This window comes from Sinorhizobium numidicum (assembly GCF_029892045.1).
Lineage (GTDB): Bacteria > Pseudomonadota > Alphaproteobacteria > Rhizobiales > Rhizobiaceae > Sinorhizobium > Sinorhizobium numidicum.
This window is the reverse complement of sequence record NZ_CP120368.1, coordinates 2,481,477-2,505,755: the sequence shown is the minus strand read 5'-3', so window position 1 is coordinate 2,505,755 and position 24,279 is coordinate 2,481,477. Positions and strand designations below refer to the sequence as shown.

Below are 24,279 nucleotides of genomic sequence, written 5' to 3'. Positions count from 1 at the left end.
AAAGCGTTACAGCGACCGTTGTGCGTCTGGAAGACGCGACGCACGGCGCTGTAAGGGTCGATATCAATGTGAGACATGCAGTTCATGAAGATCAAGGACCTGGCGGGCGCAAATTGCCCGGAACTTTCGGCACAACTGAAGGGCGATTTCGCAAACATCGAGATCGCCGGGATCACGGCTGATAGTCGGCAGGTCAAGCCGGGCGATCTCTTTGTCGCCGTCGCTGGAACCAAGGCAAACGGGACTGCCTATATCGCCGACGCCCTTTCGCGCGGCGCCGCGGCGGTTGTTGCCGGTCCCGGCGCTGAAGCCGAGGCGGGCGCGCCGATATTCTCGCTTTCCGACCCGCGCCGTTTTCTCGCAACCGCGGCCGCCCGCTTGTACGGTCATCAGCCCGAAACCATGGTGGCGGTAACGGGAACCGCGGGCAAGACGTCGGTCGCTTCCTTCACGCGCCAGATCTGGGCGCATTCGGGCCTTTCGGCGGCGATGATCGGAACGACGGGCGTGATCGCGCCGGGGCGAAACGAGTACGGCTCGTTGACGACGCCGGATCCGGTCTCGCTGCATAAGCTGCTTGCCGAACTCGCCGATGCCGGCGTCACGCATGCGGCAATGGAGGCTTCCAGCCACGGTCTCGACCAGAGCCGGCTTGACGGTGTGCGCCTCGCCGCCGCCGCCTTCACCAATCTCGGCCGCGACCACATGGATTACCATCCGACGGTCGAGCACTACATGGCCTCGAAGATGCGCCTGTTCGGGACGCTTCTGCCCAAGGGCTCGCCCGCGGTTATCTTCGCCGACGACCAATGGTCGGATCAGGCGATCGCCGCCGCCCGCAAGGCGGGTCATGATGTCCGCACCGTTGGCCGCAAGGGCGATTTCATTGCGTTGAAGCGTGTCGAGCATTTCCGCCACAAGCAGTCGGCGGAAGTGCATATCGGCGACGATATCTTCGAAATCCATGTGCCGCTTGCCGGCGACTTCCAGATCGCCAATGCGCTGGTTGCCGCTGGCCTTGCGATGTCCACCGGCATCCCCGCCAAGGCGGCATTCTCGGCGCTTGAAAAACTGCAAGGCGCCTCCGGCCGACTGGAACTCGTCGGCCAGACGAAGGACGGGGCGCTTGCCTATGTGGACTATGCCCACAAGCCGGACGCCCTCGAGAATGTGCTGACATCGGTGCGCCCGTTCACCACCGGCCGCGTCGTCATCGTCTTCGGTTGCGGCGGCGATCGCGACAAGGGCAAACGGCCGATCATGGGCGAAGTCGCCAGCCGGCTTGCCGATGTCGTCATCGTCACCGACGACAATCCGCGCTCGGAAGTGCCGGAGGTGATCCGTTCGGAGATCATGGCGGCGGCCAAGGGCGCAACGGAAATCGCCGATCGTGCCGAAGCGATCCGCACGGCCGTCGGCATGCTCAAGACCGGCGACACGCTGATCGTCGCCGGCAAGGGGCACGAGGAGGGGCAGACGATTGGCTCGGTGACGCTGCCGTTCTCGGATCACGAGGAAGTGCGCAAGGCATTGGGAGGTCTGTGATTTGAACTGGCTCTGGACAAGCAGCGATCTTCTGGCCGCGATGAACGGCCGCCCGGTCGGGAACCTGCCAGAAGGTGTCGTCGGCATTTCGATCGACAGCCGCTCGATCAGCAATGGAGAGGCCTTTTTCGCGATCAAGGGCGACCGCGTCGACGGCCACGACTATGCCGGTCTCGCGCTTGCCAACGGGGCTGCCCTGCTTGTCGTCAGTGAAGGGAAAATTCCTGCCCTCGGCCGTCTGATCGCGCCAATGATCGTTGTCGACGACGTGCTCGAAGCGCTGATCCGGCTCGGTTGCGCCGCGCGCGACAGGAGTGCTGCCAAAGTCATCGCGGTCACCGGATCGGTCGGCAAGACGACGACGAAGGAGATGCTGAGGCATGTGCTTTCGCCGCTCGGCCGCGTCCATGCCTCGGTCGCATCCTTCAACAATCATTGGGGCGTGCCGCTGACGCTTGCGCGCATGCCGGAAGCGACCGACTACGGTATTTTCGAGATCGGCATGAATCATCCGGACGAGATCCGGCCGCTGACGAAGATGGTCCGCCCGCATGTGGCGGTCGTCACCAGCATCGCTGCCGCCCATCTCGGAAATTTCGCGAGCCTTGACGAGATCGCCACGGCAAAAGCCGAGATCTTCGAGGGCGTCGTCAATGGTGGCCACGCAATCATCAACCACGACAGCCCGCAATACGCGCTTCTCGAAAGAGCAGCCGCAGCCGCGGGCGTGAGCCATGTTCACTCCTTCGGCGCCAATCCGAAATCGGAATTCCGTCTGGTGGAGTTTGCCGGCGGGGCGGACCGGTCCGTGCTTTGGGCCGGCATCGGCGGCAGGACGCTGGAAGTCGCGATCGGCGCTCCCGGCCGCCATATCGCCGAAAATGCGCTGGCAGTGATCGCCGCCGCGAAGCTCGCGGGTGCGGATCTCGATCTGGTGCTGGCTTCGCTTGCGACGATGCAGCCCGAAAAGGGCAGGGGATTGCGGCATCGCCTGAAGGTCGGGACGGCGTATCTGACGCTGATCGACGAGAGCTACAATGCCAATCCGGCATCGATGCGGGCGGCGATCTCGCTGCTTCGCGATGCCGAACCGCCGGCCGGGGGACGCCGCGTCGCAATCCTTGGCGACATGCTGGAAATGGGCGAGCATGCAGCCGACGTCCATGCCGCCTTGGCAGAGCCGATCGTTGAGGCGGGAATTGCCGACGTCTGGCTTGCCGGACCCGAGATGGCGCATCTGCGCGACGCGCTTCCGCCGGAGGTTTCGGTCGTCTATCGGGAGTCCATCGACGACCTCAGCGCCTATGCGCTCGGCGCTGTGGTGCCCGGCGATGTGGTGATGGTCAAGTCCTCGAAAGGGACCGGCTGCGTCAGGATCGTTCAGGCGCTTCTCGACACCTACCCGGAAGAAACGGTCGGAACGGGGGAAGTATAGCGGGCGTTACCACCAGTGCTGGTGGATACCGCCTCCGGCCAGGGGAAATGGCCTAACATAGTCGCACGCAAGCGGGTATCGTCTATCAGATGATTCTGTTGGACAATGTCCGATTCTAACCTGTGGGGAAAGGTCCCTTATGCTCATCTGGCTCGTGGAACTGGCGGACCACTTTCAATTCTTCAATCTTTTTCGCTACATCACCTTCCGCACGGGTGCAGCTCTCTTCACTTCCGCCCTCATCGTCTTCCTGTTCGGCCCGGCGATGATCGCGTCGCTCCGCATCCGCCAGGGAAAGGGCCAGCCGATCCGGGCCGACGGACCGCAGACCCACTTCAAAAAGGCCGGCACACCGACGATGGGCGGTTTGATGATTCTTGCCGGCATCGTCGGCTCGTCGCTGCTGTGGGCCGATCTTTCGAGCGTCTATGTCGTCTCGACACTGCTGGTAACGCTTGGTTTCGGCGCGATCGGCTTTTATGACGACTACCTCAAGGTCACCAAGCAATCGGACAAGGGCTTTTCCGGCAAGGCGCGGCTCGGCATCGAATTCGTGATCGCCGCCATTGCCGTCTTCTTCATGATGCGGGCAGCGCTTTCGGCCGGCACCGCCGGCTCCACCTTCGGCTCGTCGGTGACCTTCCCCTTCTTCAAGGACCTGATGCTCAATCTCGGCTATTTCTTCATGCTCTTCGGCGGTTTTGTCATCGTCGGCGCGGGCAATGCCGTGAACCTGACCGACGGCCTCGACGGTCTCGCCATCGTACCGGTGATGATCGCCTCGGCGGCCTTCGGCCTCATCGCCTATCTCGCCGGTAACGCCGTCTTCGCCAACTACCTGCAGATCCATTTCGTACCGGGAACCGGCGAACTCGCGGTCATCCTCGGCGCGGTCATCGGCGCCGGTCTTGGCTTCCTCTGGTTCAACGCGCCGCCAGCCGCAATTTTCATGGGCGACACCGGCTCGCTGGCGCTTGGCGGCCTGATCGGCACGGTCGCGGTCGCAACCAAGCACGAGATCGTCATGATCATCATCGGCGGCCTCTTCGTCATCGAGACCCTGTCCGTGATCATCCAGGTCTTCTGGTTCAAGCGCACCGGCCGCCGGGTCTTCCTGATGGCGCCGATCCATCATCATTTCGAGAAGAAGGGCTGGACGGAAAGCCAGGTGGTGATCCGCTTCTGGATCATCGCCGTCATTCTCGCCATGGTCGGCCTTTCGACCCTCAAGCTCAGGTGAGCGAAAGATGATCCCGGTCACCACATTCAAGGGCAGGAAGGTCGCACTTTTCGGACTGGGCGGCTCCGGTCTCGCGACCGCCGAGGCGCTGGTCGCCGGCGGCGCGGAGGTCACGGTCTGGGACGACAATCCCGATAGCGTCGCCAAGGCAGCCGCGGCGGGACTCCTGACGAGCGATTTGCGCCACGTCGATTGGCACTCCTTCGCCGCCTTCGTGCTCTCGCCCGGGGTGCCGCTGACACATCCGAAGCCGCATTGGAGCGTCGATCTCGCCCGCAAGGCGGGCGTCGAGGTCATCGGCGATGTCGAGCTTTTCGTCCGCGAGCGGCGGGCGCATGCGCCGGACTGCCCCTTCATCGCGATCACCGGCACCAACGGGAAATCGACGACGACGGCGCTGATCGCCCATATTCTGAAGGAGAGTGGGCGGGACACGCAGCTTGGCGGCAATATTGGCACCGCGGTGCTGACGCTCGATCCGCCGAAAGCGGGACGTTTCTACGTCGTCGAATGCTCGTCCTATCAGATCGATCTCGCGCCGACGCTCAATCCGACAGCCGGTATTCTGCTGAACCTGACCCCCGATCATCTGGACCGGCACGGCACCATTCAGCACTATGCCGACATCAAGGAGCGGCTTGTGGCGGGAAGCGGCACGGCCGTCGTCGGCGTCGACGACAGTTTTTCGAGCCTGATCGCCGACCGGGTGGAGCGAGCCGGAGCCAAGGTCGTGCGCATCTCGCGCCGCCATGCGCTTGCCGACGGGCTTTACGCGGAAGGTTCACGGCTGATGCGTGCTGAAGGTGGCACGTCTGCGCTTTTTGCCGATCTTGCCGGCATCCAGACGCTGCGCGGCGGGCACAACGCACAGAACGCCGCCGCGGCCGTTGCGGCTTGCCTTGCCGTCGGCGTCGAAGAGAAGGCTATCGTCAGCGGCCTTCGGAGCTTCCCGGGTCTCAAGCATCGGATGCAGCCGGTCGCAACAAAGGGCGAGGTCGTCTTCGTCAATGACAGCAAGGCAACCAATGCGGATGCGGCGGCGCCTGCGCTTTCGAGCTACGAGCGGATCTATTGGATCGCCGGTGGCCTGCCGAAGGAAGGCGGCATCACCTCGCTGACGCCGTTCTTCCCGCGGGTCGTCAAGGCCTACCTCATCGGGGAGGCGGCGCCCGCATTTGCGGCGACGCTCGGCGAGACGGTTCCCTACGAGATTTCGGGCACTTTGGACAAGGCGGTTGCGCACGCTGCGGCAGATGCGGCACGGGATGAGCAGGGCCCCTCGGCTGTGATGCTTTCCCCGGCTTGCGCAAGCTTCGACCAGTACAAGAATTTCGAGGTGCGCGGAGATGCCTTCGTCGGCCACGTGGCGGCGATCGAAGGCGTGACCATGCTCATCTGACGGCGCGCTTGCGCAGCCGGGCCGGGATATGGACGTTGGCGCGTTGCGCGCCGGGAAAGGGGACAGACAGAGATGGTGAGCCGAGCCGAACGTGGCCCCGTGGCCGACTGGTTCTGGACGATAGACAGGTTGTTTCTGGCGACCTTCATCCTCTTGATGGGCGTCGGCTTCATGCTCTCCTTCGCCGCAAGTCCGCCGGTTGCCGAGCGGCTTGGCCTGGACAGCTTTCACTTCGTCAAACGCCATGCGCTCTTCCTGCTTCCCTCGCTCGCAGTGATGGTCGGCATTTCCTTCCTCTCACCGCGGCAGGTGAGGCGCGCGGCGATCATCATGCTTGGCCTGTCGCTCGGAATGATGGTTCTCGTGCTCTTCATCGGTCAGGAGGTGAAGGGTTCGCTGCGCTGGATTTCGATTGCTGGCATCTCCATCCAGCCTTCCGAATTCATGAAGCCGGCCTTTGTTGTCGTCTGCGCCTGGCTTTTTGCCGAGCACGCGAAGCAGCCGGAAATTCCAGGCAACCTCCTCTCCATCCTCCTCTTCGGTATTGTCGGCGCCCTGCTCGTCGCCCAACCCGACCTCGGCCAGACGATCCTGACCGCTGCGGTCTGGGGCGGCATGTTTTTCATGGCCGGCATGCCCTGGCTCTGGATCATCGTGCTCGCAGGAGCAGCGGCGGGCGGCTTCTTCGTTGCCTACACCATGCTGCCGCACGTCGCTGGCCGTATCGACCGGTTCCTGACAGGCGAGGGCGACACGTTTCAGGTGGACACGGCGCGCGACGCCATCATCCGCGGTGACTGGCTCGGTCGCGGGCCGGGCGAGGGCGTGGTCAAACGCATCATTCCCGATAGTCATACCGACTTCGTCTTCTCGGTTGCCGCGGAAGAATTCGGCATTATCTTCTGCATGGTCATCGTGGTGATCTTCGCCTTCCTGGTGATGCGCGGCCTCAATCATGCCTTCCGCGAGCGCAACGATTTCAACCGCTTCGCCGTCGCGGGGCTGGTTCTGCAGATCGGCATTCAGTCGATGATCAACATCGGCGTGAACCTCGAACTGCTTCCGGCCAAGGGCATGACCCTGCCGCTGATTTCCTATGGCGGTTCGTCCATGGTGGCGATCTGCGTGACGGCCGGCTTCGTTTTGGCCTTGACCCGGCACCGGCCGGAAAAACGCGCCGTGGAGCGCAGCCTCTTTCGATCCGGCATCGGCGTGCCGGCGGAGTAAGACATGGACAAAGGCATCATTCTTCTCGCCGCCGGAGGCACCGGCGGCCATCTCTTTCCCGCCGAAGCGCTGGCCCATGAGCTCAAAGCTTCCGGCTACTCGGTGCATCTGGTCACCGACAGCCGCGCCGAGCGTTACGCCGGCAAGTTTCCGGCGGACGAGGTGCATGTCGTGCCATCGGCGACGATCGGTTCGAAGAACCCGATCAAACTGGCGCGATCGGTCTGGAAACTCTGGACGGGCTTGCGGGCTGCGCGGCGGCTGATCACACGTCTCAGGCCCAGGGCCGTCATCGGTTTTGGCGGCTATCCGACCGTGCCGCCCCTCTTGGCCGCAACGGGCGTCGGCGTCCCCTCGCTCATTCATGAGCAGAATGCCGTCATGGGGCGGGCCAACAAGATGCTTGCCTCGCGGGTGCAGGCGGTTGCGGGCGGCTTTCTTCCCGAAGGCACCGGAGCCTTTGCTGCGAAAACCGTGATGACCGGGAACCCGGTGCGCCCCGTGGTGCTTAAATCGGCCGGCGCGCCCTACGCGTCGTCCGGAGGGGACGCGCCGTTCCATCTCGTCGTCTTCGGCGGCAGCCAAGGCGCGCAATATTTCTCGAAGACGGTGCCGCAGGCGATCTGCCGGCTCGACGATGCCGCGCGCCAGCGGCTGAAGGTGACGCAGCAGGCGCGGCCCGAAGACAGGGAAGGCGTGATCGCAGCTTATGAGAAACTCGGTGTGCCAGCCGAGGTTTCTCCCTTCTTCAACGACATGGCCGCGCGGATTGCGACGGCACAACTCGTGATCTGCCGTTCCGGCGCGTCGACCGTTTCCGAAATCTCGGCGATCGGCCGTCCAGCAATCCTCGTGCCGTATCCCTATGCGCTCGACCACGATCAGGCGGCCAATGCCGCAGCACTTGCTGCAAAGGGCGGTGCAAGGGTGATCGCTCAGGCGGAACTCAGCGCCGAGAGGCTCGCCGGCATCCTTTCCGACGCCATGAACAACCCGGAGGCGCTGGCGCAGATGGCGGCGAACGCCCGGCAAACCGGCAAACCGGACGCCGCGCGCTTGCTTGCATCCCTGGTAGAGGCTATTGCCAGCGGCTCGACAGTCGAGAAATTCAAGGAAACACGCTCATGAAAATGCCGAAGACGATCGGGCTCGTACATTTCATTGGCATCGGCGGCATTGGCATGAGCGGCATTGCAGAGGTGCTGCACAATCTCGGCCATCGGGTACAAGGCTCGGATCAGTCCGAGAGCGCCAACGTGCAGCGCCTGCGCGACAAAGGCATCGAGATCTCTGTCGGCCACAAGGCGGAAAATCTCGGCGATGCCGAGGTAGTGGTCGTCTCGACCGCGATCAAGAACGACAATCCGGAGCTCATCGCCGCACGCGAGAAGTTTCTCCCCGTCGTGCGCCGTGCCGAAATGCTCGCCGAACTGATGCGCTTCCGCAATGCGATCGCGATCGGCGGCACCCACGGCAAGACGACGACGACCTCGATGATCGCGGCGCTGCTCGATGCGGGCGGCCTCGATCCGACCGTCATCAACGGCGGCATCATCAACGCCTATGGCACCAATGCGCGCATGGGCGCCGGCGAATGGATGGTGGTCGAAGCGGACGAATCCGACGGCACCTTCCTGAAACTGCCGGCCGACATCGCCGTCGTCACCAACATCGACCCCGAGCATCTCGATCACTACGGCAATTTCGACGCCGTGCGCGCGGCGTTCCGGCAGTTCGTCGAGAACGTGCCCTTCTATGGCTTCGGCGTGCTCTGCCTCGATCATCCCGAAGTGCAGACGATGGTCAGCAAAATCGAGGATCGCAAGGTCATCACCTACGGCGAGAACCCGCAAGCGGACGTGCGTTATCATAATATCCGGATGGATGGCGCCACCTCGATTTTCGATATTGTGATCCGCCGCCGCCGCACCGGACAGGTGATCGAGATGAAGGACCTGCGTCTGCCGATGCCGGGCCGCCATAACGTCTCCAATGCCACGGCCGCCGTTGCGGTCGCCCAGCGTCTCGGCATCAAGCCGGAAGCGATCGCAAGGGGGCTCGCCTCGTTCGGCGGCGTGAAGCGCCGCTTCACGCTCACCGGCGAGTGGCAGGGCACGCGCATTTTCGACGACTACGGCCATCATCCGGTGGAGATCAAGGCGGTCTTGAGGGCGGCACGCGAGGCCTGCCAGGGGCGCATCATCGCGGTTCACCAGCCGCACCGCTATTCGCGCCTGTCGAGCCTGTTCGAAGATTTCTCCGCCTGTTTCAACGATGCCGATACTATCCTCATCGCCCCGGTCTATGCTGCCGGCGAGGACGCGATCGACGGCGTCAATTCCGAAGTGCTCGTCAACCGCATCAAGGCAGCCGGCCATCGAGACGCTCGTCATGTCGCCGGACAGGAAGCGCTCGCGCCGATCGTCTCGAAGATTGCGCAGCCGGGCGATTTTGTGGTTCTCTTGGGGGCTGGCAGCATCACCTATTGGGCCGCGGCCTTGCCCAAGGAACTCGCGGATATATCAGGAATTTGAGCATGAAACAGGTCAACGGTCAGAAACTTATCGAGGCGCTCGGAAGCGGCGTCAGCGCAGTCCGCGGACGCATCACGCCGGATGCCCCGATGGATCGCGTGACCTGGTTTCGTGCTGGCGGACTCGCCGAGCTCATGTTCCAGCCGCACGACACGGATGATCTCATCACCTTCCTGAAGCTCGTGCCGCAGGAGGTGCCGGTCATGGTGATCGGCGTCGGTTCCAACCTGCTGGTGCGCGATGGCGGCATACCGGGCGTCGTGATCCGGCTTTCGGCAAAGGGCTTCGGCGATCTCGAGATCGCCGGCGAGAACCGTATCAAGGCGGGCGCCATCTGCCCGGACAAGAATATCGCCGCCATGGCGCTCGATCACGGTATCGGCGGCTTCTACTTCTATTACGGCATCCCGGGCTCGATCGGCGGCGCGCTCCGGATGAATGCCGGCGCCAATGGAGCCGAAACGCGCGAGCGCGTCGTCGAAGTCCATGCGGTCGATCGCAAGGGCAAGAAGCATGTGCTCAGCAATGCCGACATGGGCTATGCCTATCGTCATTCGGCGGCGGCCAAGGACCTGATCTTCACGCATGCGATCTTCGAGGGCTATCCGGAGGACAAGAACAAGATCCGTACCGACATGGACGCCGTGCGCCAGCATCGCGAGACCGTGCAGCCGATCCGCGAAAAGACGGGCGGCTCGACCTTCAAGAACCCGGACGGCCATTCGGCCTGGAAGCTGATCGACGAAGCCGGTTGCCGCGGCATGATGATCGGCAATGCGCAGATGTCGCCGCTCCACTGCAACTTCATGATCAACACCGGCCAGGCGACCGGCTACGAGCTTGAATATCTCGGTGAGACGGTGCGCCACCGCGTGCTGGAACATTCCGGCGTGAAGCTCGAATGGGAGATCAAGCGTGTCGGCAAGTTCATGCCGGGCTACGAGATAAAGGAATTCCTCGGTTACGGCATCGCTTGACCAGCAGCGCCGTGCATCTTTTCAGGCGCGCAACGGCCGCTGTAGCACTTTGAACTGCTGCGTGGTTTTGTCCTTAAATCGGTTCCGATTTGAGGAATCATGCAGGAGGACCACGAAAGAAAGGGCCGCGACGGGAAACATCGCGGCCCTTTCTTCATGAGTATGGTTTCCGCTCTCAGCCGGAGACTTCTTCCTCCTTTGCGAGCAGCAGGCAGGCAGGCGTGATCAGCGGCGCCGCGAGCAGCTAGTAGCCGACATGGCCCAGCCAGGTGGCGATATAGGGCGCCAGTGATGCGCCGGCGATGTTGAAGGTCATCGAGGCACCGGTATAGCGCACCGCCGTCGGGAAGGGGCGGCGAGTGCCGCGCCGATCGGCCCATAGGTCAATCCCATCAGACCGAGGCCCATGATCGAGAAGGCCAAGGCGCCGCCAAGACCGCTCGTCAGCAGCGGCGCCATAACGAGGCCGAAAACGCCGATCGCGATCGTCGCCAGCACCAGCACGAGACGCCGGCCGAAACGATGGGAGAGAATGCCGGAGACCGGGATTTTCTCCCGCATTACGCGCGCCGGCAAGATGTAGACAACCGGCTTGACCGGAATCAAATTGTGGCGAACTCTCGGCAATTGAAGCGATCGGCTTCGATTCTGGGAGCGAATTCATGTTCAAGAAGCTTTCTGCGGAATTTCTCGGTACGTTCTGGCTTGTCTTCGGCGGTTGCGGCAGCGCCGTGCTTGCCGCGGCGTTTCCCCAGGTCGGCATCGGCCTGCTGGGTGTTTCCTTTGCATTCGGTCTCACGGTCCTGACGATGGCTTATGCGGTCGGAGGAATTTCCGGCGGGCATTTCAATCCGGCGGTCTCGGTAGGCCTTGCCGCCGCCGGCAAATTCCCGGCGTTCAGGCTGGTCGGCTACGTCATAGCGCAGGTTATGGGGGCGATCGTTGCGGCAGCCGTGCTCTATGTGATCGCCAGCGGCAAGGCGGATTTCCAGCTTGGAGGCTTTGCCGCGAATGGCTACGGTGAGCATTCGCCGGGCGGTTATTCGCTCACGGCGGCGCTCGTCACCGAAATCGTCATGACATTCTTCTTCCTGTTCATCATTCTCGGATCGACGCATAGCCGGGTGCCTTCAGGCTTTGCGCCGATCGCCATCGGCCTGGCGCTCACGCTGATCCACCTCGTTTCCATCCCGGTCACCAATACCTCTGTCAATCCGGCGCGCTCGACCGGGCAGGCGCTGTTCGTGGGTGACTGGGCGCTTTCCCAGCTCTGGCTCTTCTGGGTTGCCCCGATCATCGGCGCGGCGATCGCCGGCGTCGTCTGGAAGATCGTCGGAGAGGACGACTTGAGCGCCGTGCGTTCAAGTGAACGCACAAAGGACGCTCTAGCACTCTAGATTCTAGAGCATCTTGTCCGCTTCCAGCGGTTCCGCTTGAAAGCGGGATGCTCCAGCCACTCCGAGGAGCGATCGGGCGGCAGTCTCGGCGGCCCCGCCTGTTTTCAGGCGGGGTCTTCGTTTTTCATCTTGCTGTCCAGATTTCCCTTAACGGTCATACAAAGCGCTGATTCAGCGACGAAATCCTTGCCTTTGGCTGATTCTCCGCGGGCGGAAAGCTCGCGCTTTTGCGATAAGAGTTAACCAAAGTAAACGGTTCGTTAACCATGATGTTGTTGTAGTGGCCCCTATTCGGCTGCCCGCGACTCGGCTGTCGGAATCAGCCAGACGCAAGCAAGCTTGGCAATAGTGGCGTATTGTTTGGGGGTTTGAATGAGCGGCAAGCATGTTGCTGTCCTGATGGGCGGATTTTCCTCGGAGAGGCCCGTAAGCCTATCCTCCGGGACAGCTTGCGCGGATGCTCTCGAGGCGGAAGGCTATCGGGTCACCCGCATCGATGTCGGCCGCGACGTGGCCGCGGTTCTGGCCGATTTGCGCCCCGATGTCGTCTTCAACGCGCTCCATGGTCCCTTCGGTGAAGACGGCACGATCCAGGGCATCCTGGAGTATCTCGAAATCCCCTATACCCATTCCGGCGTCCTTGCTTCCGCGCTTGCCATGGACAAGGCGCAGGCCAAGCACGTCGCCAAAGCCGCCGGTATCCCGGTCGCCGATGCGTTGATCATGGATCGCCGCACCTTCGGCAACGTTCATCCGATGCAGCCGCCCTATGTGGTGAAGCCGGTTCGCGAGGGGTCGAGCTTCGGCGTCGTCATCGTCAAGGAAGATCAGTCGCACCCGCCCCAGGTGATCACGTCGACCGAATGGCGCTACGGCGATCGCGTCATGGTCGAGCGTTATATCGCAGGTCGCGAACTCACCTGTGCCGTCATGGGCGACGTTGCGCTCGGCGTCACCGAGATCATCCCGCAGGGGCATGCCTTCTACGATTATGATTCGAAATACGTAAAAGGTGGTTCGAACCACGTCATTCCGGCGCAGATTTCACCAAATATTTACCAAAAAATACAAACACTCGCATTGAAGGCGCATCAGGCAATCGGCTGCCGGGGCGTGAGCCGATCCGACTTTCGTTTCGATGATCGCGGGGCCGGCGAGGGCGAATTGATCTGGTTGGAAATCAACACCCAGCCCGGCATGACCCCGACCTCCCTGGTGCCTGAAATGGCGCAGCATGCAGGCCTTCAGTTTGGCGAGTTACTAAGGTGGATGGTGGAGGACGCGTCGTGCTTGCGTTGAGGGGCAGAAGGGGCAAAAGGGTTCGTTACCCGCTCGACGGCATCGGCGCCGAGGCGGATGATACGTTCGTGCTGCCGCGTCCGCTGCGCAGGAGCTTTCGTTTCCTGGTCAGCCTCGGCACCGGCCGTGTCCGTTTTCCCGCGCATACGGGAACGCTCTCCGCTGTCGCCTTCTTCGCCGCGACCGGCCTCTACGGCATGTCCCTCGGCGGGCACACGCAGAACTTCGCGCAGGCCTCGACGACCGCCGTCGGCTTTGCGATCGAGGATGTGCGGGTTTCCGGCAACGCACAGACCTCGGAGATCGATATTCTCCAGCAGCTTGGTCTCGACGGCACGACCTCGCTCGTGGCGCTCGATATTGCCGAAGCGCGCCGGCTGATTGCCGAACTGCCGTGGGTGCAGGCGGTTACCGTGCGCAAGATCTATCCGGGCACGATCGAGGTCACTCTGACGGAGCGCAAGGCCTTCGGCATCTGGCAGCATGGTTCGGATCTTTCGCTCATCGAGAGGAGCGGCAGCGTTATCGCGCCGCTTCGGGACAACAAGTTCGCCGCTCTGCCGCTTTTCGTCGGCCGCGACGCCGAGACGGCGGCCGCGGGCTTCTACGACGAATTCTCCCGCTGGCCGGAGTTCCGCTCGCGCGTCAAGGCGTTCGTGCGCGTGGCCGGCCGCCGCTGGGATCTGCGCCTCGACAACGGCATCGTCGTGAAGCTTCCGGAAAAGGATGTCGCCCGGGCGATGCAGGTTCTCTCCGAAATGGAAGAGCGGCACCAGCTTCTCGAACGCGATATCGCCGCCGTCGATCTGCGGCTCGAAGACCGTACAACCGTACAACTGACACCGGAAGCCGTCGCTCGCCGGGAAGTCGCGCTCAAGGCGAGGGAGAAGATGCTGAAAGCCCAGGAGAAGCGGATATGAGTTTGTTCGGTTCCGCCAGCTTCGGCCTCCCGCGCCTGAAGCCGCTTTCGTCCAAGCGGTCGCATGTCGTCTCGGTGCTCGACATCGGTTCTACCAAGGTCGTCTGCATGATCGGCCGGCTCACGCCGCGCGCCGAAAGCCAGATCCTGCCGGGCCGCACTCACAATATCGAAATCATCGGCATCGGCCATCAGAAGTCGCGCGGCGTGAAGAACGGCGTCATCGCCGACCTCGATGCCGCCGAAAGCGTCGTCCGGCTTGCGGTTGATGCGGCGGAACGCATGGCGGGACTGACGATCGACAGTCTGATCGTCAACGTCTCCGCCGGCCGTCTGCAGAGCGACGTCTATACGGCGACGATCGACCTCGGCGGACAGGAGGTCGATGCGAGCGATCTCAAGAAAGTTCTCGCCGCTGCCGGCCAGCAGTCGTTGCGCTCGGACCGGGCGATCCTCCATTCGCTGCCGACCGGCTTTTCGCTCGACGGCGAGCGCGGTATCCGCGATCCGCTGGCGATGTTCGGCGACGTGCTCGGTGTCGACATGCATGTGCTGACCGCCGAGCGGGCAGCGCTCAAGAATCTCGAGCTTTGCGTCAACCGCGCCCATCTCTCGGTCGAGGGTATCGTCGCGACACCCTATGCCAGCGGCCTTGCGGCGCTCGTCGACGATGAAGTCGAGCTCGGTTGCGCGGCGATCGACATGGGCGGCGGCACGACGACGATTTCCGTCTTTGCGGAAGGCAAGCTGGTTCATGCGGATGCCGTCAGCCTCGGCGGCCACCACGTCACCACGGATCTCGCGCGCGGGCTTTCGACGCGCATCGAGGATGCCGAGCGCCTGAAGGTGGTGCACGGTTCCGCACTCCCGAACAGCGCCGACGAACGCGACGTCGTTTCCGTTCCGCCGATCGGCGAGGACGATCGTGACCAGCCGACCCACGTGCCGCGTGCGCTGGTCTCGCGCATCGTGCGCGCCCGCATCGAAGAGACGCTGGAGCTCATTCGCGATCGTATTCAGCGCTCCGGCTTCAGCCCGATCGTCGGCAAGCGGATCGTACTGACGGGTGGCGCCAGCCAGTTGACCGGGTTGCCGGAAGCGGCGCGGCGAATTCTGGCGCGCAATGTCCGCATCGGCCGGCCGCTCGGCGTTTCCGGCCTGCCGGCCGCCGCCAAGGGCCCGGCCTTCTCCACGGCCGTCGGGCTGATGATTTATCCGCAGGTCGCCGATCTCGAGACCCATGCCACACACGGCGGCGTGTTCTCGACGTTCGGCGGCGGAAACAGCCGCATCGCCCGCATGGGCCAGTGGCTGAAAGAAAGTTTCTGAGCTTCGCCGGCGCAATTCGCGTTGCCGGACGAGACAGGTGTTTGAGTTTTGAAGGATTTGGCCGGCTCGGCAAGGCGGCCAGAAAACGAGAAGGAACGCTAGCATGACCATCAACTTGCAAAAGCCGGATATTACCGAGCTGAAGCCCCGCATCACGGTCTTCGGCGTCGGCGGCGGCGGCGGCAACGCTGTCAACAACATGATCACCGCAGGGCTCCAGGGCGTGGATTTCGTCGTCGCCAATACGGATGCGCAGGCGCTGACCATGACCAAGGCCGAACGGATCATCCAGATGGGTGTCGCCGTCACCGAAGGTCTCGGCGCCGGCTCGCAGCCTGAAGTCGGCCGCGCGGCGGCCGAAGAATGCATCGATGAGATCATCGACCACCTGAACGGCACGCATATGTGCTTCGTCACCGCCGGCATGGGCGGCGGCACCGGCACCGGTGCGGCCCCGATCGTCGCGCAGGCAGCCCGCAACAAGGGCATCCTGACGGTCGGCGTCGTCACCAAGCCCTTCCACTTCGAGGGCCAGCGCCGCATGCGCCTCGCCGACCAGGGCATCACCGAGCTGCAGAAGTCGGTCGACACCCTGATCGTCATCCCGAACCAGAACCTCTTCCGCATCGCCAATGACAAGACGACCTTCGCGGATGCCTTCGCCATGGCCGACCAGGTGCTCTATTCGGGTGTCGCCTGCATCACCGACCTCATGGTCAAGGAAGGCCTCATCAACCTCGACTTCGCCGACGTTCGCTCGGTGATGCGTGAAATGGGCCGCGCCATGATGGGTACGGGCGAAGCCTCCGGCGAGGGCCGCGCGATGGCCGCCGCCGAAGCCGCGATCGCCAACCCGCTGCTCGACGAAACGTCGATGAAGGGCGCTCAAGGCCTGCTGATCTCGATCACCGGCGGCCGCGACCTCACCCTCTTCGAGGTCGACGAAGCTGCAACGCGCATCCGCGAGGAAGTGGATCCGGACGCGAACATCATTCTCGGCGCCACCTTCGACGAAGAGCTTGAAGGCCTGATTCGCGTTTCCGTGGTTGCGACCGGGATCGATCGTACGGCCGCGGAGGTGGCGGGTCGTTCCGCCGACTTTCGTCCGGTAGCGCCGAAGCCGATCGTCCGCCCGTCCGCCGCAGTCCCGGCCCAGCCGCAGCAGACCGTCTCGCACCAGCAGCCGGCTCCTGTTCAGCAGCCGGTCCACCAGCCGGTGCAGCAGCCTGTGCAGCAGCAGAACACGGTAGACCAGATCGCGCTCGCAATCCGCGAAGCGGAGATGGAACGCGAACTCGACATCGCCACCCGCGCCCAAGTCGCCGCGCCCGCCCAGCCGATGCAAGAAGAGGCGTTTCGTCCGCAGAGCAGGCTCTTTGCCGGGGCCGCTCCGGTGGAAGCCGCTCCTGTAATGCGCCAGCCCCAGCCGGTGCAGCGCCCGGTCGAGATGCCGGTACAGGCACAGGTGCAGCCGCAATTCCAGCCACAAGTCCAGCCGCAGCAGGTCCGTCAGGAGCCCGCTCCGGTCGCGCGTCAGCACGTCGAACCGGTACGCATGCCGAAGGTCGAAGACTTTCCGCCGGTCGTAAAGGCAGAGATGGACCATCGCGCCAACCCGGCTCCGGCCCATCAGGAAGAGCGCGGACCGATGGGGCTCCTGAAGCGAATCACCAATTCGCTTTCCCGTCGCGACGATGACGACCACGGCGTCTCTGCAGACATGACGGCAGCGGCACCGAGCGCCGCTTCCCAGCAGCGCCGCCCGCTTTCGCCGGAAGCGAGCCTTTATGCTCCGCGTCGGGGCCAACTCGATGACCACGGTCGCGTCTCGCCGCAGGCGCGCTCGCACGAAGATGATCAGCTCGAAATCCCGGCGTTCCTGCGCCGTCAATCGAACTGATTTGAAGGGCCGTTCCTTCACCTTGCCGAATGCCCGGGCGTTTGCCCGGGCATTTTTTTGAATTTCCCTGTTCTTTCAAAGAGTTGCCATTTACATCGCGCACACGACAATTGCGTAACAAAGCGAAACGAACAGTGATTTGGAATGGTGCCTCCAAACTTTTATTTTCAGCATCGGAATTGGGGGACGCATACGATTCGATCGGGCGCTGTTAGTTCGAAGAGCGAGGTTTCGGCCGATAGGTCCCGGAATCTTGAGTGTTCGGCTTGTGCCCTGAGCATCGCTGCATCCTTTAAGTGTTTGGCCATCGGCCGTGTTGATTGAAAGTGACGACGAGAATGGGAATTGAACTGCTCGGGTTTCAGACGACGATTGCAAATCCGATAACACTCAAAGGAATTGGTGTTCACTCCGGTGCCGAGGTGGCGATCACCTTCCATCCGGCCGAGGCCGACGCCGGCATCGTCTTCCAGCGCGTTCTCGCCGGCGGACGGGTCGCCGAGTACAAGGCCGTCTCGTCGCAAGTTGGCAACACGGATCTCTGCACCGTTCTCGGACTTTCCCCCGCGACCGCGATCGCAACGATCGAACACGTGATGGCGGCGGTCTATGCGCTCGGTCTCGACAATTTGCTCATCGAGGTGCATGGCGCCGAAATGCCGATCATGGACGGCAGTTCCGAACCTTTCATCGACGCCATAGAGCAGGCCGGTATCCGGGCGCTGGCGGTGAAGCGCCGCTACATTCGCATCCTGAAGCCGGTGCGCATCGAATCGGGCGCCTCATGGTCGGAGTTCACGCCTTATGACGGCATGCGATTCGAAGTCGAGATAGATTTCGACTGCCCGCTGATCGGTCGCCAGGCCTGGAAGGGCGACATGACGCCGTCGGTCTTCAAGCGCGAACTGTCACGGGCGCGCACCTTCGGCTTCATGCGCGACGTGGAGCGGCTGTGGGCCAGTGGTTTCGCGCTCGGTTCGTCGCTCGAAAACTCGGTGGTGATTTCGGACGACAACACCGTCGTCAACGTCGAAGGCCTTCGCTACACGGACGAGTTCGTCCGCCACAAGACGCTCGACGCGGTGGGCGATCTCTCTCTTGCGGGTGCTCCCTTCCTCGGCTGCTATCGTTCCTATCGCGGCGGCCATAAGATGAACGCCAACGCGCTGAAGGCACTCCTCAGCGATTCGAGCGCCTACGAGGTCGTGGAAACCGCGACGCGGCGTCAGCGCACCCGTTCTCGCGACATGGTCGCGGTGGCTGCTCCGGGCTTTGCGCCCTGGTCCGCATGACAACAAAAGTTCACGTCTTCTCCAGTCGCCGGCCGAAAGGCCGGCTTTTTCATGACGGTTCAGGCTCTAGTTTGGCGGGACAGGGGTGGAAAACCCTGCGCTCTTCCCTTGGCCCGCTTGGGAGCGCCACAAAATAGCATGAATTGCTCATCATGACGTTGCGGTCTTTAGGCAACTTGCTCTAAAACGCGCAAGTCTGGCGGAATGCTAAACCGCCGAGTGAAACGGGAATATCCGATGGTCCTTGCAGTTTCTGTTGATATAAAAAAATCAGCGCGCGTCGTTACGGTGGTTCTCGCGACTGTCGTCGGCAGCGGCCTGATCACGGCCTGCCAGAACGATCCGGATATCGACATCACCAAACTTACCGTCGAGACCGATCCGCCCGAGGTGCTCTACAACCAAGGCCTTGCCAATCTCAATGCCGGCAAGACGACGGAAGCTGCGCGCAAGTTCGAGGCGCTCGACCGGCAGCATCCGTTCTCCGAATACGCGCGCAAGGCGCTGGTGATGAACGCCTTCGTCGCCTACCGCAACGGCCAGTATCAGGACTCGATCAACGCCACCAGCCGCTATCTGAACCTCTATCCGCAATCGGAAGACGCGGCTTACGCGCAGTACATCCAGGGCCTTGCTTATACGAAGCAGATTCCGGCGGTGACGCAGGACCAGAGGCCGGCGATGAAAGCGATCGAAGCCATGCAGGCGGTCATCGATAAATATCCCGATTCGCAATATGTCGACGATGCCCAGTCCAAGATCCGCTTTGCCCGTGACCAACTCGCCGGCAAGGAGATGCAGGTCGGCCGTTACTATCTCGAGCGCAAGGAATATCTTGCCGCCGTTTCCCGTTTCCGCGTCGTCGTCGAGCAATACTCGAACACCAATCAGGTCGAGGAAGCGCTCGCCCGTCTCGTGGAAGCCTATTACGCCATGGGCGTGACCTCGGAGGCGCAGACCGCGGCGGCGGTGCTTGGGCACAACTATCCGGACAGCCAGTGGTATGCCGACTCCTTCAAGCTTCTGCAGTCGGGCGGGTTTGAGCCGCGCGAGAGCGGCGGCTCGTGGATCGCACGCGCGGGCAAGAGACTCATCGGCGCCTGACTCCCTCGGCGCCCGACAAGGAAGATATGAACCCGGATGCTCGCCCAGCTCTCGATCCGCGATATCGTCCTGATCGAACGGCTTGATCTCAATTTCGACGCTGGGCTCTCCGTGCTCACCGGCGAAACCGGCGCCGGCAAATCCATTCTTCTCGACAGCCTGTCCCTGGCGCTTGGCGGCCGGGGCGACGGCTCGCTTGTGCGGCACGGCGAAGACAAGGGGCAGGTGACTGCCGTTTTCGATGTTCCCATCGCTCATACGGCGCGGCTGCTGCTTCGCGAAAACGGCATCGACGACGACGGCGATTTGATCTTCCGCCGCGTGCAATCTGCCGACGGCCGCACCAAGGCCTTCATCAACGACCAGCCGGTCAGCGTGCAACTCATGCGGCAGATGGGCCAGACGCTCGTGGAAATCCATGGCCAGCACGACGACCGGGCGCTTGTCGATACGGACGCGCATCGGGCGCTGCTTGATGCCTTCGGTGGCACCACCGAGGCGGCAGTGGAGGTCGCGGCGCTCTATCGTGCCTGGAAGGACGCCGAACGCGGACTGAAGAAACATCGCGAGCGCGTCGAGGCGGCGGCGCGCGAAGCGGACTATCTGCGCTCCTCGGTCGAGGAACTGGAAAGGCTTTCGCCGCGCGACGGCGAGGAAGACGAACTGGCCGAAAGCCGGGCGCGGATGATGAAAGCCGAGCGCATCGCCGGCGACATCAGCGAGGCGTCCGAATTCCTGAACGGCAATACCTCGCCGGTACCGCTGATCGCCTCGTTGGTGCGGCGCCTCGAGCGCAAGAGCCATGAGGCGCCGGGCCTGCTCGAAGAGACCGTCGAGCTTCTGGACGGAGCGCTGAATCAGCTTTCCGACGCGCAAATGGCGGTGGAGCGGGCGCTGCGCAACACCGAGTTCGACCCGAAGGAACTGGAGCGCGTCGAGGAACGGCTGTTTGCGTTGCGCGCTGCCAGCCGCAAATATTCCGTGCCCGTCACCGAACTGCCGGCGCTTGCCGTGCGGATGATCGCCGATCTCGCCGACCTCGATGCCGGCGAGGAGAAGCTGAAGCAGCTTGAAGTGCAGGTTGCCGAGGCAAGAGCGGCCTTCGATGCCGCGGCGCGCTCGCTGTCGGAGAAGCGCCATAATACGGCAGAGGCGCTTTCGGCTGCCGTGATGGCGGAACTGCCTGCTTTGAAGCTCGAGCGCGCGCGCTTCATGGTCGAAGTCGCAAGCGATCCGGTCTCGCCGACGGCCGACGGCATCGATCTTGTCGAGTTCCACGTTCAGACCAACCCCGGCACGCGGCCCGGCCCGATCATGAAGGTCGCCTCCGGCGGTGAGCTTTCGCGCTTCCTCTTGGCACTAAAGGTGGCGCTTGCCGATCGCGGCTCGGCGCCAACGCTCGTTTTCGACGAAATCGACACCGGCGTCGGCGGCGCGGTGGCGGACGCGATCGGCCAGCGGCTGAAGCGGCTTTCCGGCAACGTCCAGGTGCTGTCCGTGACGCACGCGCCGCAGGTTGCCGCGCGCGCTGCGACGCATCTCCTGATCTCGAAAGGACCGTCGGCGGAAAAAGCCGAGACGATTGCGACCCGCGTCGCCCGCATGGACGATGAGGCGCGTACCGAAGAGATCGCCCGTATGCTCGCCGGCGCCTCGATCACCGAGGAGGCGAGGGCGGCGGCAGCACGACTGCTTTCCGGCAACGGCTGATCGTCTTTCCTGGCTCCATTGCCTTGGCACGTAAGCGCATGCGTGACCGTGCGGATGCAGCGGCGGCGGTTACCAATCCATACGCGTCGAAAACGCAAGCGGACCGGTCTTCCCATCATCGATCTTTGCTATAAAACGACTCTCGAATCCGGAGTCGTCGCGCATGCTGAACGAGAAAAAACCCGTCGAACAACTGACCGAATCGGAAGCGGCCGAGGAGCTCGCCTTCCTTGCATCGGAGCTTGCCCGGCACGATGCGCTCTACCACGGCCAGGATGCACCCGAGATTTCGGACGCGGATTACGACGCGTTGAAGCGGCGCAACGATCTGATCGAGGCGCGCTTTCCGGCTCTCATCCGCGAGGACAGCCCCTCGCGCAAGGTGGGTGCGGCGCCGTCGCTCACCTTTCAACCGGTCGTTCATGCGCGGCCGATGCTCTCGCTCGACAACACCTTTTCCGACGAGGACGCCCGCGATTTCCTCGCCGGCATCTACCGTTTTCTGGGACGGCTTCCGGATCATTCGATCGCTTTTACCGCCGAGCCGAAGATCGATGGACTTTCGATGTCGTTGCGCTACGAGAACCGCCGGCTGGTGACGGCGGCGACGCGCGGCGACGGCACGACCGGCGAAAACGTCACCGCCAATGTCCGCACGATTCGCATGATCCCGCAGACGCTTCCGGCCGATGCGCCCGACATCGTCGAAGTGCGCGGCGAAATCTACATGGCGAAATCCGATTTCGCCGCCCTCAATGCCGAGATGGCAGCGCAGGGAAGACCGCTTTACGTCAACCCGCGCAATACCGCTTCCGGCTCGCTCAGGCAGCTCGATCCCAGGGTTACGGCAAGCCGCAAGCTCCGGTTCTTCGCCTATGCCTGGGGCCAGATGTCGGCGATGCCAGCCGATACGCAGTTCGGCATGGTCGAGGCCTTCAGAGCGTGGGGCTTTCCGGTCAGTCCGCTGATGCGGCGCCTTTCCTCTGCCGACGAACTGCTGGAGCATTATCACCATATCGAGCGCGAACGGCCGGATCTCGATTACGACATCGATGGCGTCGTCTACAAGGTGGACCGACTCGACCTGCAGGCGCGGCTCGGCTTCCGCTCGCGCTCGCCGCGCTGGGCGACGGCCCACAAGTTCCCGGCCGAGAAGGCTTTTACGCGGCTCAAGGGCATCGATATTCAGGTCGGCCGCACCGGCGCGTTGACGCCGGTCGCGCGACTTGAACCGATCACCGTCGGCGGCGTGGTTGTCACCAATGCGACCCTGCATAACGAGGATTACATCCGCGGCGTCGGCAACAACGGCGAGCCGATCCGCGAGGGACGCGACATCCGCATCGGCGACATGGTCATCGTCCAGCGGGCAGGGGACGTCATCCCCCAGATCGTCGATGTGGTGCTTGACGAGCGGCCGGAAGGCGCGGAGCCCTACAGTTTCCCGAAGACATGCCCGGTCTGCGGCAGCCATGCCGTGCGCGACATCAACGAGAAGACCGGCAAGGTCGATGCAGTGCGGCGTTGCACTGGCGGGTTCGTCTGCCGGGCGCAGGCGGTCGAGCACCTGAAACATTTTGTCTCGCGCTATGCCTTCGATATCGAAGGGCTCGGTGCCAAGCAGATCGAGTACTTCTTCGAAAGCGAAGACCCGGCGCTATCGATCCGCACCGCGCCTGACATCTTCACGCTGGAGCGCCGGCAGGAGACCTCGATTACCAAGCTCGAAAACATCGAAGGTTTCGGCAAGGTCAGCGTCAGAAAGCTTTACGACGCGATCAATACGCGGCGCTCCATCGCGCTTCACCGTTTCATCTATGCGCTCGGCATCCGCCACGTGGGCGAGACGACGGCCAAGCTGCTTGCGCGGTCCTACGGCAACTACGCAGCTTTCAGCGAAGCGATGACGGAGGCTGCGCGTTTTTCAGGCGAGGCCTGGGCCGAGCTCAACAGCATCGAGGGCATCGGCGAGGTCGTCGCCCGCGCCATCATCGAATTCTATAAGGAGCCGCGCAACATCGAGGTTGTCTCGCGGCTGCTTGAAGAGGTGACGCCGGAAAGTACAGAAATGCCGGTTGCGACCGACAGCCCCGTCGCCGGCAAGACGGTGGTGTTCACCGGCTCGCTGGAGAAGATGACGCGTGACGAGGCCAAGGCCAAGGCGGAAAGCCTTGGGGCCAAGGTCGCCGGCTCGGTGTCGAAGAAAACCGACATCGTCGTCGCCGGTCCGGGCGCCGGCTCGAAGCTCGACAAGGCCCGCGAGTTCGGTATTCAGACGATGGACGAGGACGAATGGCTGGCGCTGATCGGCGGATAATCCGTGTGGTCGCACCACCACTACGGCTCTCAAACGGAAAACGCCCACCGGTGTGATGCGGTGGGCGTTCATTGTTGCGGGATGGCTTGGCGATCAGGCCGCTTGCTCCGCCGACATATCCATCCACATGAATTCCCAGACGTGACCGTCGAGATCCTGGAAGCTGATGCCGTACATGGAGCCGTAGTCGATCGCCGGTTTCCAGGGCTTACCGCCGGCGGCAAGCGCCTTCGCAAGCATGTCGTCGCACTCGGCGCGGCTCGAGGCGGAAAGCGCGGTAATAACTTCCGTGCCCTTCGACGTGTCGCTGATCTCGCCGGTGATGAAGTCGCGGAAGCGCAGCTCCGTCAAAAGCATGGCGAAGATATTCTCGTCGATCACGAGGCAGGCTGCCGTGTCGTCCGAGAATTGCTCGTTGAACGTGAAGCCGAGAGCGGAAAAGAACGCCCTTGAGGCTTTCAGATCCTTGACCGGCAGATTGACGAAAATCATGCGCATGGGATGCTCCTCGTGAAGATGACTTAATGCGCCAAGGACGAAGGCGATTGCCGCCCGCCGACGGCCCGCGCGAGATTTTTATCTGGCGTCGAGGATCTGGGTTTCAAGTGCCCGATCAACCCAGACTGCCGGCGAACCGTTCAGCCAGGTGATTCCG

At 62.9% G+C, this 24,279-nt stretch carries 18 protein-coding genes and 1 pseudogene; 17 read left to right on the top strand and 2 right to left on the bottom strand.

Annotation, left to right across the window (positions count from 1 at the left end):
• Positions 1-84 precede the first annotated feature (84 nt).
• From PYH37_RS23255 to murB, 8 genes are all read left to right on the top strand, one after another.
• Positions 85-1,545 (top strand): UDP-N-acetylmuramoyl-L-alanyl-D-glutamate--2,6-diaminopimelate ligase, encoded by a 1,461-nt coding sequence (locus PYH37_RS23255; protein ID WP_280733792.1) that lies wholly within the window; start codon positions 85-87, stop codon positions 1,543-1,545.
• A gap of 1 nt (position 1,546) precedes the next feature.
• Positions 1,547-2,980, top strand: a complete 1,434-nt coding sequence (locus PYH37_RS23250; protein WP_280733790.1) for a UDP-N-acetylmuramoylalanyl-D-glutamyl-2,6-diaminopimelate--D-alanyl-D-alanine ligase — start codon at positions 1,547-1,549, stop codon at positions 2,978-2,980.
• A 139-nt stretch (positions 2,981-3,119) separates the two neighbouring features.
• The gene (gene mraY, locus PYH37_RS23245) at positions 3,120-4,220 is read left to right on the top strand and encodes a phospho-N-acetylmuramoyl-pentapeptide-transferase (RefSeq protein ID WP_280733789.1); all 1,101 of its coding nucleotides are present in this window, start codon (positions 3,120-3,122) and stop codon (positions 4,218-4,220) included.
• A 7-nt stretch (positions 4,221-4,227) separates the two neighbouring features.
• A complete protein-coding gene (murD, locus tag PYH37_RS23240; RefSeq protein WP_280733788.1) occupies positions 4,228-5,619 on the top strand; it encodes a UDP-N-acetylmuramoyl-L-alanine--D-glutamate ligase in 1,392 nt (463 codons plus the stop codon).
• Positions 5,620-5,691: 72 nt separating this feature from the next.
• Positions 5,692-6,846 (top strand): putative lipid II flippase FtsW, encoded by a 1,155-nt coding sequence (gene ftsW / locus PYH37_RS23235; RefSeq protein WP_280733787.1) that lies wholly within the window; start codon positions 5,692-5,694, stop codon positions 6,844-6,846.
• Positions 6,847-6,849: 3 nt separating this feature from the next.
• Positions 6,850-7,974: an undecaprenyldiphospho-muramoylpentapeptide beta-N-acetylglucosaminyltransferase gene (gene murG / locus PYH37_RS23230; protein WP_280733786.1), complete on the top strand. Its 1,125-nt coding sequence runs from the start codon at positions 6,850-6,852 to the stop codon at positions 7,972-7,974.
• The gene (murC, locus tag PYH37_RS23225; protein ID WP_280733785.1) at positions 7,971-9,380 is read left to right on the top strand and encodes a UDP-N-acetylmuramate--L-alanine ligase; all 1,410 of its coding nucleotides are present in this window, start codon (positions 7,971-7,973) and stop codon (positions 9,378-9,380) included. Before murG ends, murC begins: the two co-directional genes overlap by 4 nt.
• Positions 9,381-9,382: 2 nt before the next feature.
• Positions 9,383-10,357, top strand: a complete 975-nt coding sequence (murB, locus tag PYH37_RS23220; RefSeq protein ID WP_280733784.1) for a UDP-N-acetylmuramate dehydrogenase — start codon at positions 9,383-9,385, stop codon at positions 10,355-10,357.
• A 175-nt stretch (positions 10,358-10,532) separates the two neighbouring features.
• Here murB and PYH37_RS23215 read toward each other — a convergent pair.
• Positions 10,533-10,906: pseudogene (locus PYH37_RS23215) on the bottom strand (MFS transporter); the annotation flags it as partial.
• Positions 10,907-11,019: 113 nt separating this feature from the next.
• Between PYH37_RS23215 and aqpZ the strand changes: the two are divergent.
• From aqpZ to ligA, 9 genes are all read left to right on the top strand, one after another.
• A complete protein-coding gene (gene aqpZ, locus PYH37_RS23210) occupies positions 11,020-11,754 on the top strand; it encodes an aquaporin Z (RefSeq protein WP_280733783.1) in 735 nt (244 codons plus the stop codon).
• Between the two features lie 372 nt (positions 11,755-12,126).
• Entirely contained in the window at positions 12,127-13,053 is a 927-nt protein-coding gene (locus PYH37_RS23205; RefSeq protein ID WP_280733782.1) for a D-alanine--D-alanine ligase, read from the top strand.
• Positions 13,041-13,973, top strand: coding sequence for a cell division protein FtsQ (ftsQ, locus tag PYH37_RS23200; RefSeq protein WP_280733781.1), 933 nt, complete (start codon positions 13,041-13,043; stop codon positions 13,971-13,973). Before PYH37_RS23205 ends, ftsQ begins: the two co-directional genes overlap by 13 nt.
• The gene (gene ftsA / locus PYH37_RS23195; protein ID WP_280733780.1) at positions 13,970-15,301 is read left to right on the top strand and encodes a cell division protein FtsA; all 1,332 of its coding nucleotides are present in this window, start codon (positions 13,970-13,972) and stop codon (positions 15,299-15,301) included. Before ftsQ ends, ftsA begins: the two co-directional genes overlap by 4 nt.
• A gap of 103 nt (positions 15,302-15,404) precedes the next feature.
• The gene (gene ftsZ, locus PYH37_RS23190; RefSeq protein WP_280733779.1) at positions 15,405-17,201 is read left to right on the top strand and encodes a cell division protein FtsZ; all 1,797 of its coding nucleotides are present in this window, start codon (positions 15,405-15,407) and stop codon (positions 17,199-17,201) included.
• 338 nt (positions 17,202-17,539) lie between these two features.
• Positions 17,540-18,493, top strand: a complete 954-nt coding sequence (lpxC, locus tag PYH37_RS23185; RefSeq protein WP_280733778.1) for a UDP-3-O-acyl-N-acetylglucosamine deacetylase — start codon at positions 17,540-17,542, stop codon at positions 18,491-18,493.
• A gap of 237 nt (positions 18,494-18,730) precedes the next feature.
• Positions 18,731-19,597, top strand: coding sequence for an outer membrane protein assembly factor BamD (locus tag PYH37_RS23180; protein ID WP_280733776.1), 867 nt, complete (start codon positions 18,731-18,733; stop codon positions 19,595-19,597).
• A gap of 36 nt (positions 19,598-19,633) precedes the next feature.
• Positions 19,634-21,307: a DNA repair protein RecN gene (recN, locus tag PYH37_RS23175; protein WP_280733775.1), complete on the top strand. Its 1,674-nt coding sequence runs from the start codon at positions 19,634-19,636 to the stop codon at positions 21,305-21,307.
• 163 nt (positions 21,308-21,470) lie between these two features.
• Positions 21,471-23,624: an NAD-dependent DNA ligase LigA gene (gene ligA / locus PYH37_RS23170; RefSeq protein ID WP_280733774.1), complete on the top strand. Its 2,154-nt coding sequence runs from the start codon at positions 21,471-21,473 to the stop codon at positions 23,622-23,624.
• A gap of 93 nt (positions 23,625-23,717) precedes the next feature.
• Here the strand turns inward: ligA and PYH37_RS23165 are convergent, their stop codons facing one another.
• Positions 23,718-24,122 (bottom strand): VOC family protein, encoded by a 405-nt coding sequence (locus tag PYH37_RS23165; protein ID WP_280733772.1) that lies wholly within the window; start codon positions 24,120-24,122, stop codon positions 23,718-23,720.
• Positions 24,123-24,279 lie beyond the last annotated feature (157 nt).

What these genes read in the sequence shown, in the direction of transcription:
- recN (WP_280733775.1), top strand. Translation starts at nt 19,634, where the DNA reads ATGCTCGCCCAGCTCTCGATCCGCGATATCGTCCTGATCGAACGGCTT.
- ftsA (WP_280733780.1), top strand. Translation starts at nt 13,970, where the DNA reads ATGAGTTTGTTCGGTTCCGCCAGCTTCGGCCTCCCGCGCCTGAAGCCG.
- ftsZ (WP_280733779.1), top strand. Translation starts at nt 15,405, where the DNA reads ATGACCATCAACTTGCAAAAGCCGGATATTACCGAGCTGAAGCCCCGC.
- murC (WP_280733785.1), top strand. Translation starts at nt 7,971, where the DNA reads ATGAAAATGCCGAAGACGATCGGGCTCGTACATTTCATTGGCATCGGC.
- mraY (WP_280733789.1), top strand. Translation starts at nt 3,120, where the DNA reads ATGCTCATCTGGCTCGTGGAACTGGCGGACCACTTTCAATTCTTCAAT.
- PYH37_RS23205 (WP_280733782.1), top strand. Translation starts at nt 12,127, where the DNA reads ATGAGCGGCAAGCATGTTGCTGTCCTGATGGGCGGATTTTCCTCGGAG.
- ligA (WP_280733774.1), top strand. Translation starts at nt 21,471, where the DNA reads ATGCTGAACGAGAAAAAACCCGTCGAACAACTGACCGAATCGGAAGCG.
- ftsW (WP_280733787.1), top strand. Translation starts at nt 5,692, where the DNA reads ATGGTGAGCCGAGCCGAACGTGGCCCCGTGGCCGACTGGTTCTGGACG.
- murB (WP_280733784.1), top strand. Translation starts at nt 9,383, where the DNA reads ATGAAACAGGTCAACGGTCAGAAACTTATCGAGGCGCTCGGAAGCGGC.
- murD (WP_280733788.1), top strand. Translation starts at nt 4,228, where the DNA reads ATGATCCCGGTCACCACATTCAAGGGCAGGAAGGTCGCACTTTTCGGA.
- PYH37_RS23180 (WP_280733776.1), top strand. Translation starts at nt 18,731, where the DNA reads ATGGTCCTTGCAGTTTCTGTTGATATAAAAAAATCAGCGCGCGTCGTT.
- lpxC (WP_280733778.1), top strand. Translation starts at nt 17,540, where the DNA reads ATGGGAATTGAACTGCTCGGGTTTCAGACGACGATTGCAAATCCGATA.
- PYH37_RS23165 (WP_280733772.1), bottom strand. Translation starts at nt 24,122, where the DNA reads ATGCGCATGATTTTCGTCAATCTGCCGGTCAAGGATCTGAAAGCCTCA.
- PYH37_RS23255 (WP_280733792.1), top strand. Translation starts at nt 85, where the DNA reads ATGAAGATCAAGGACCTGGCGGGCGCAAATTGCCCGGAACTTTCGGCA.
- aqpZ (WP_280733783.1), top strand. Translation starts at nt 11,020, where the DNA reads ATGTTCAAGAAGCTTTCTGCGGAATTTCTCGGTACGTTCTGGCTTGTC.
- murG (WP_280733786.1), top strand. Translation starts at nt 6,850, where the DNA reads ATGGACAAAGGCATCATTCTTCTCGCCGCCGGAGGCACCGGCGGCCAT.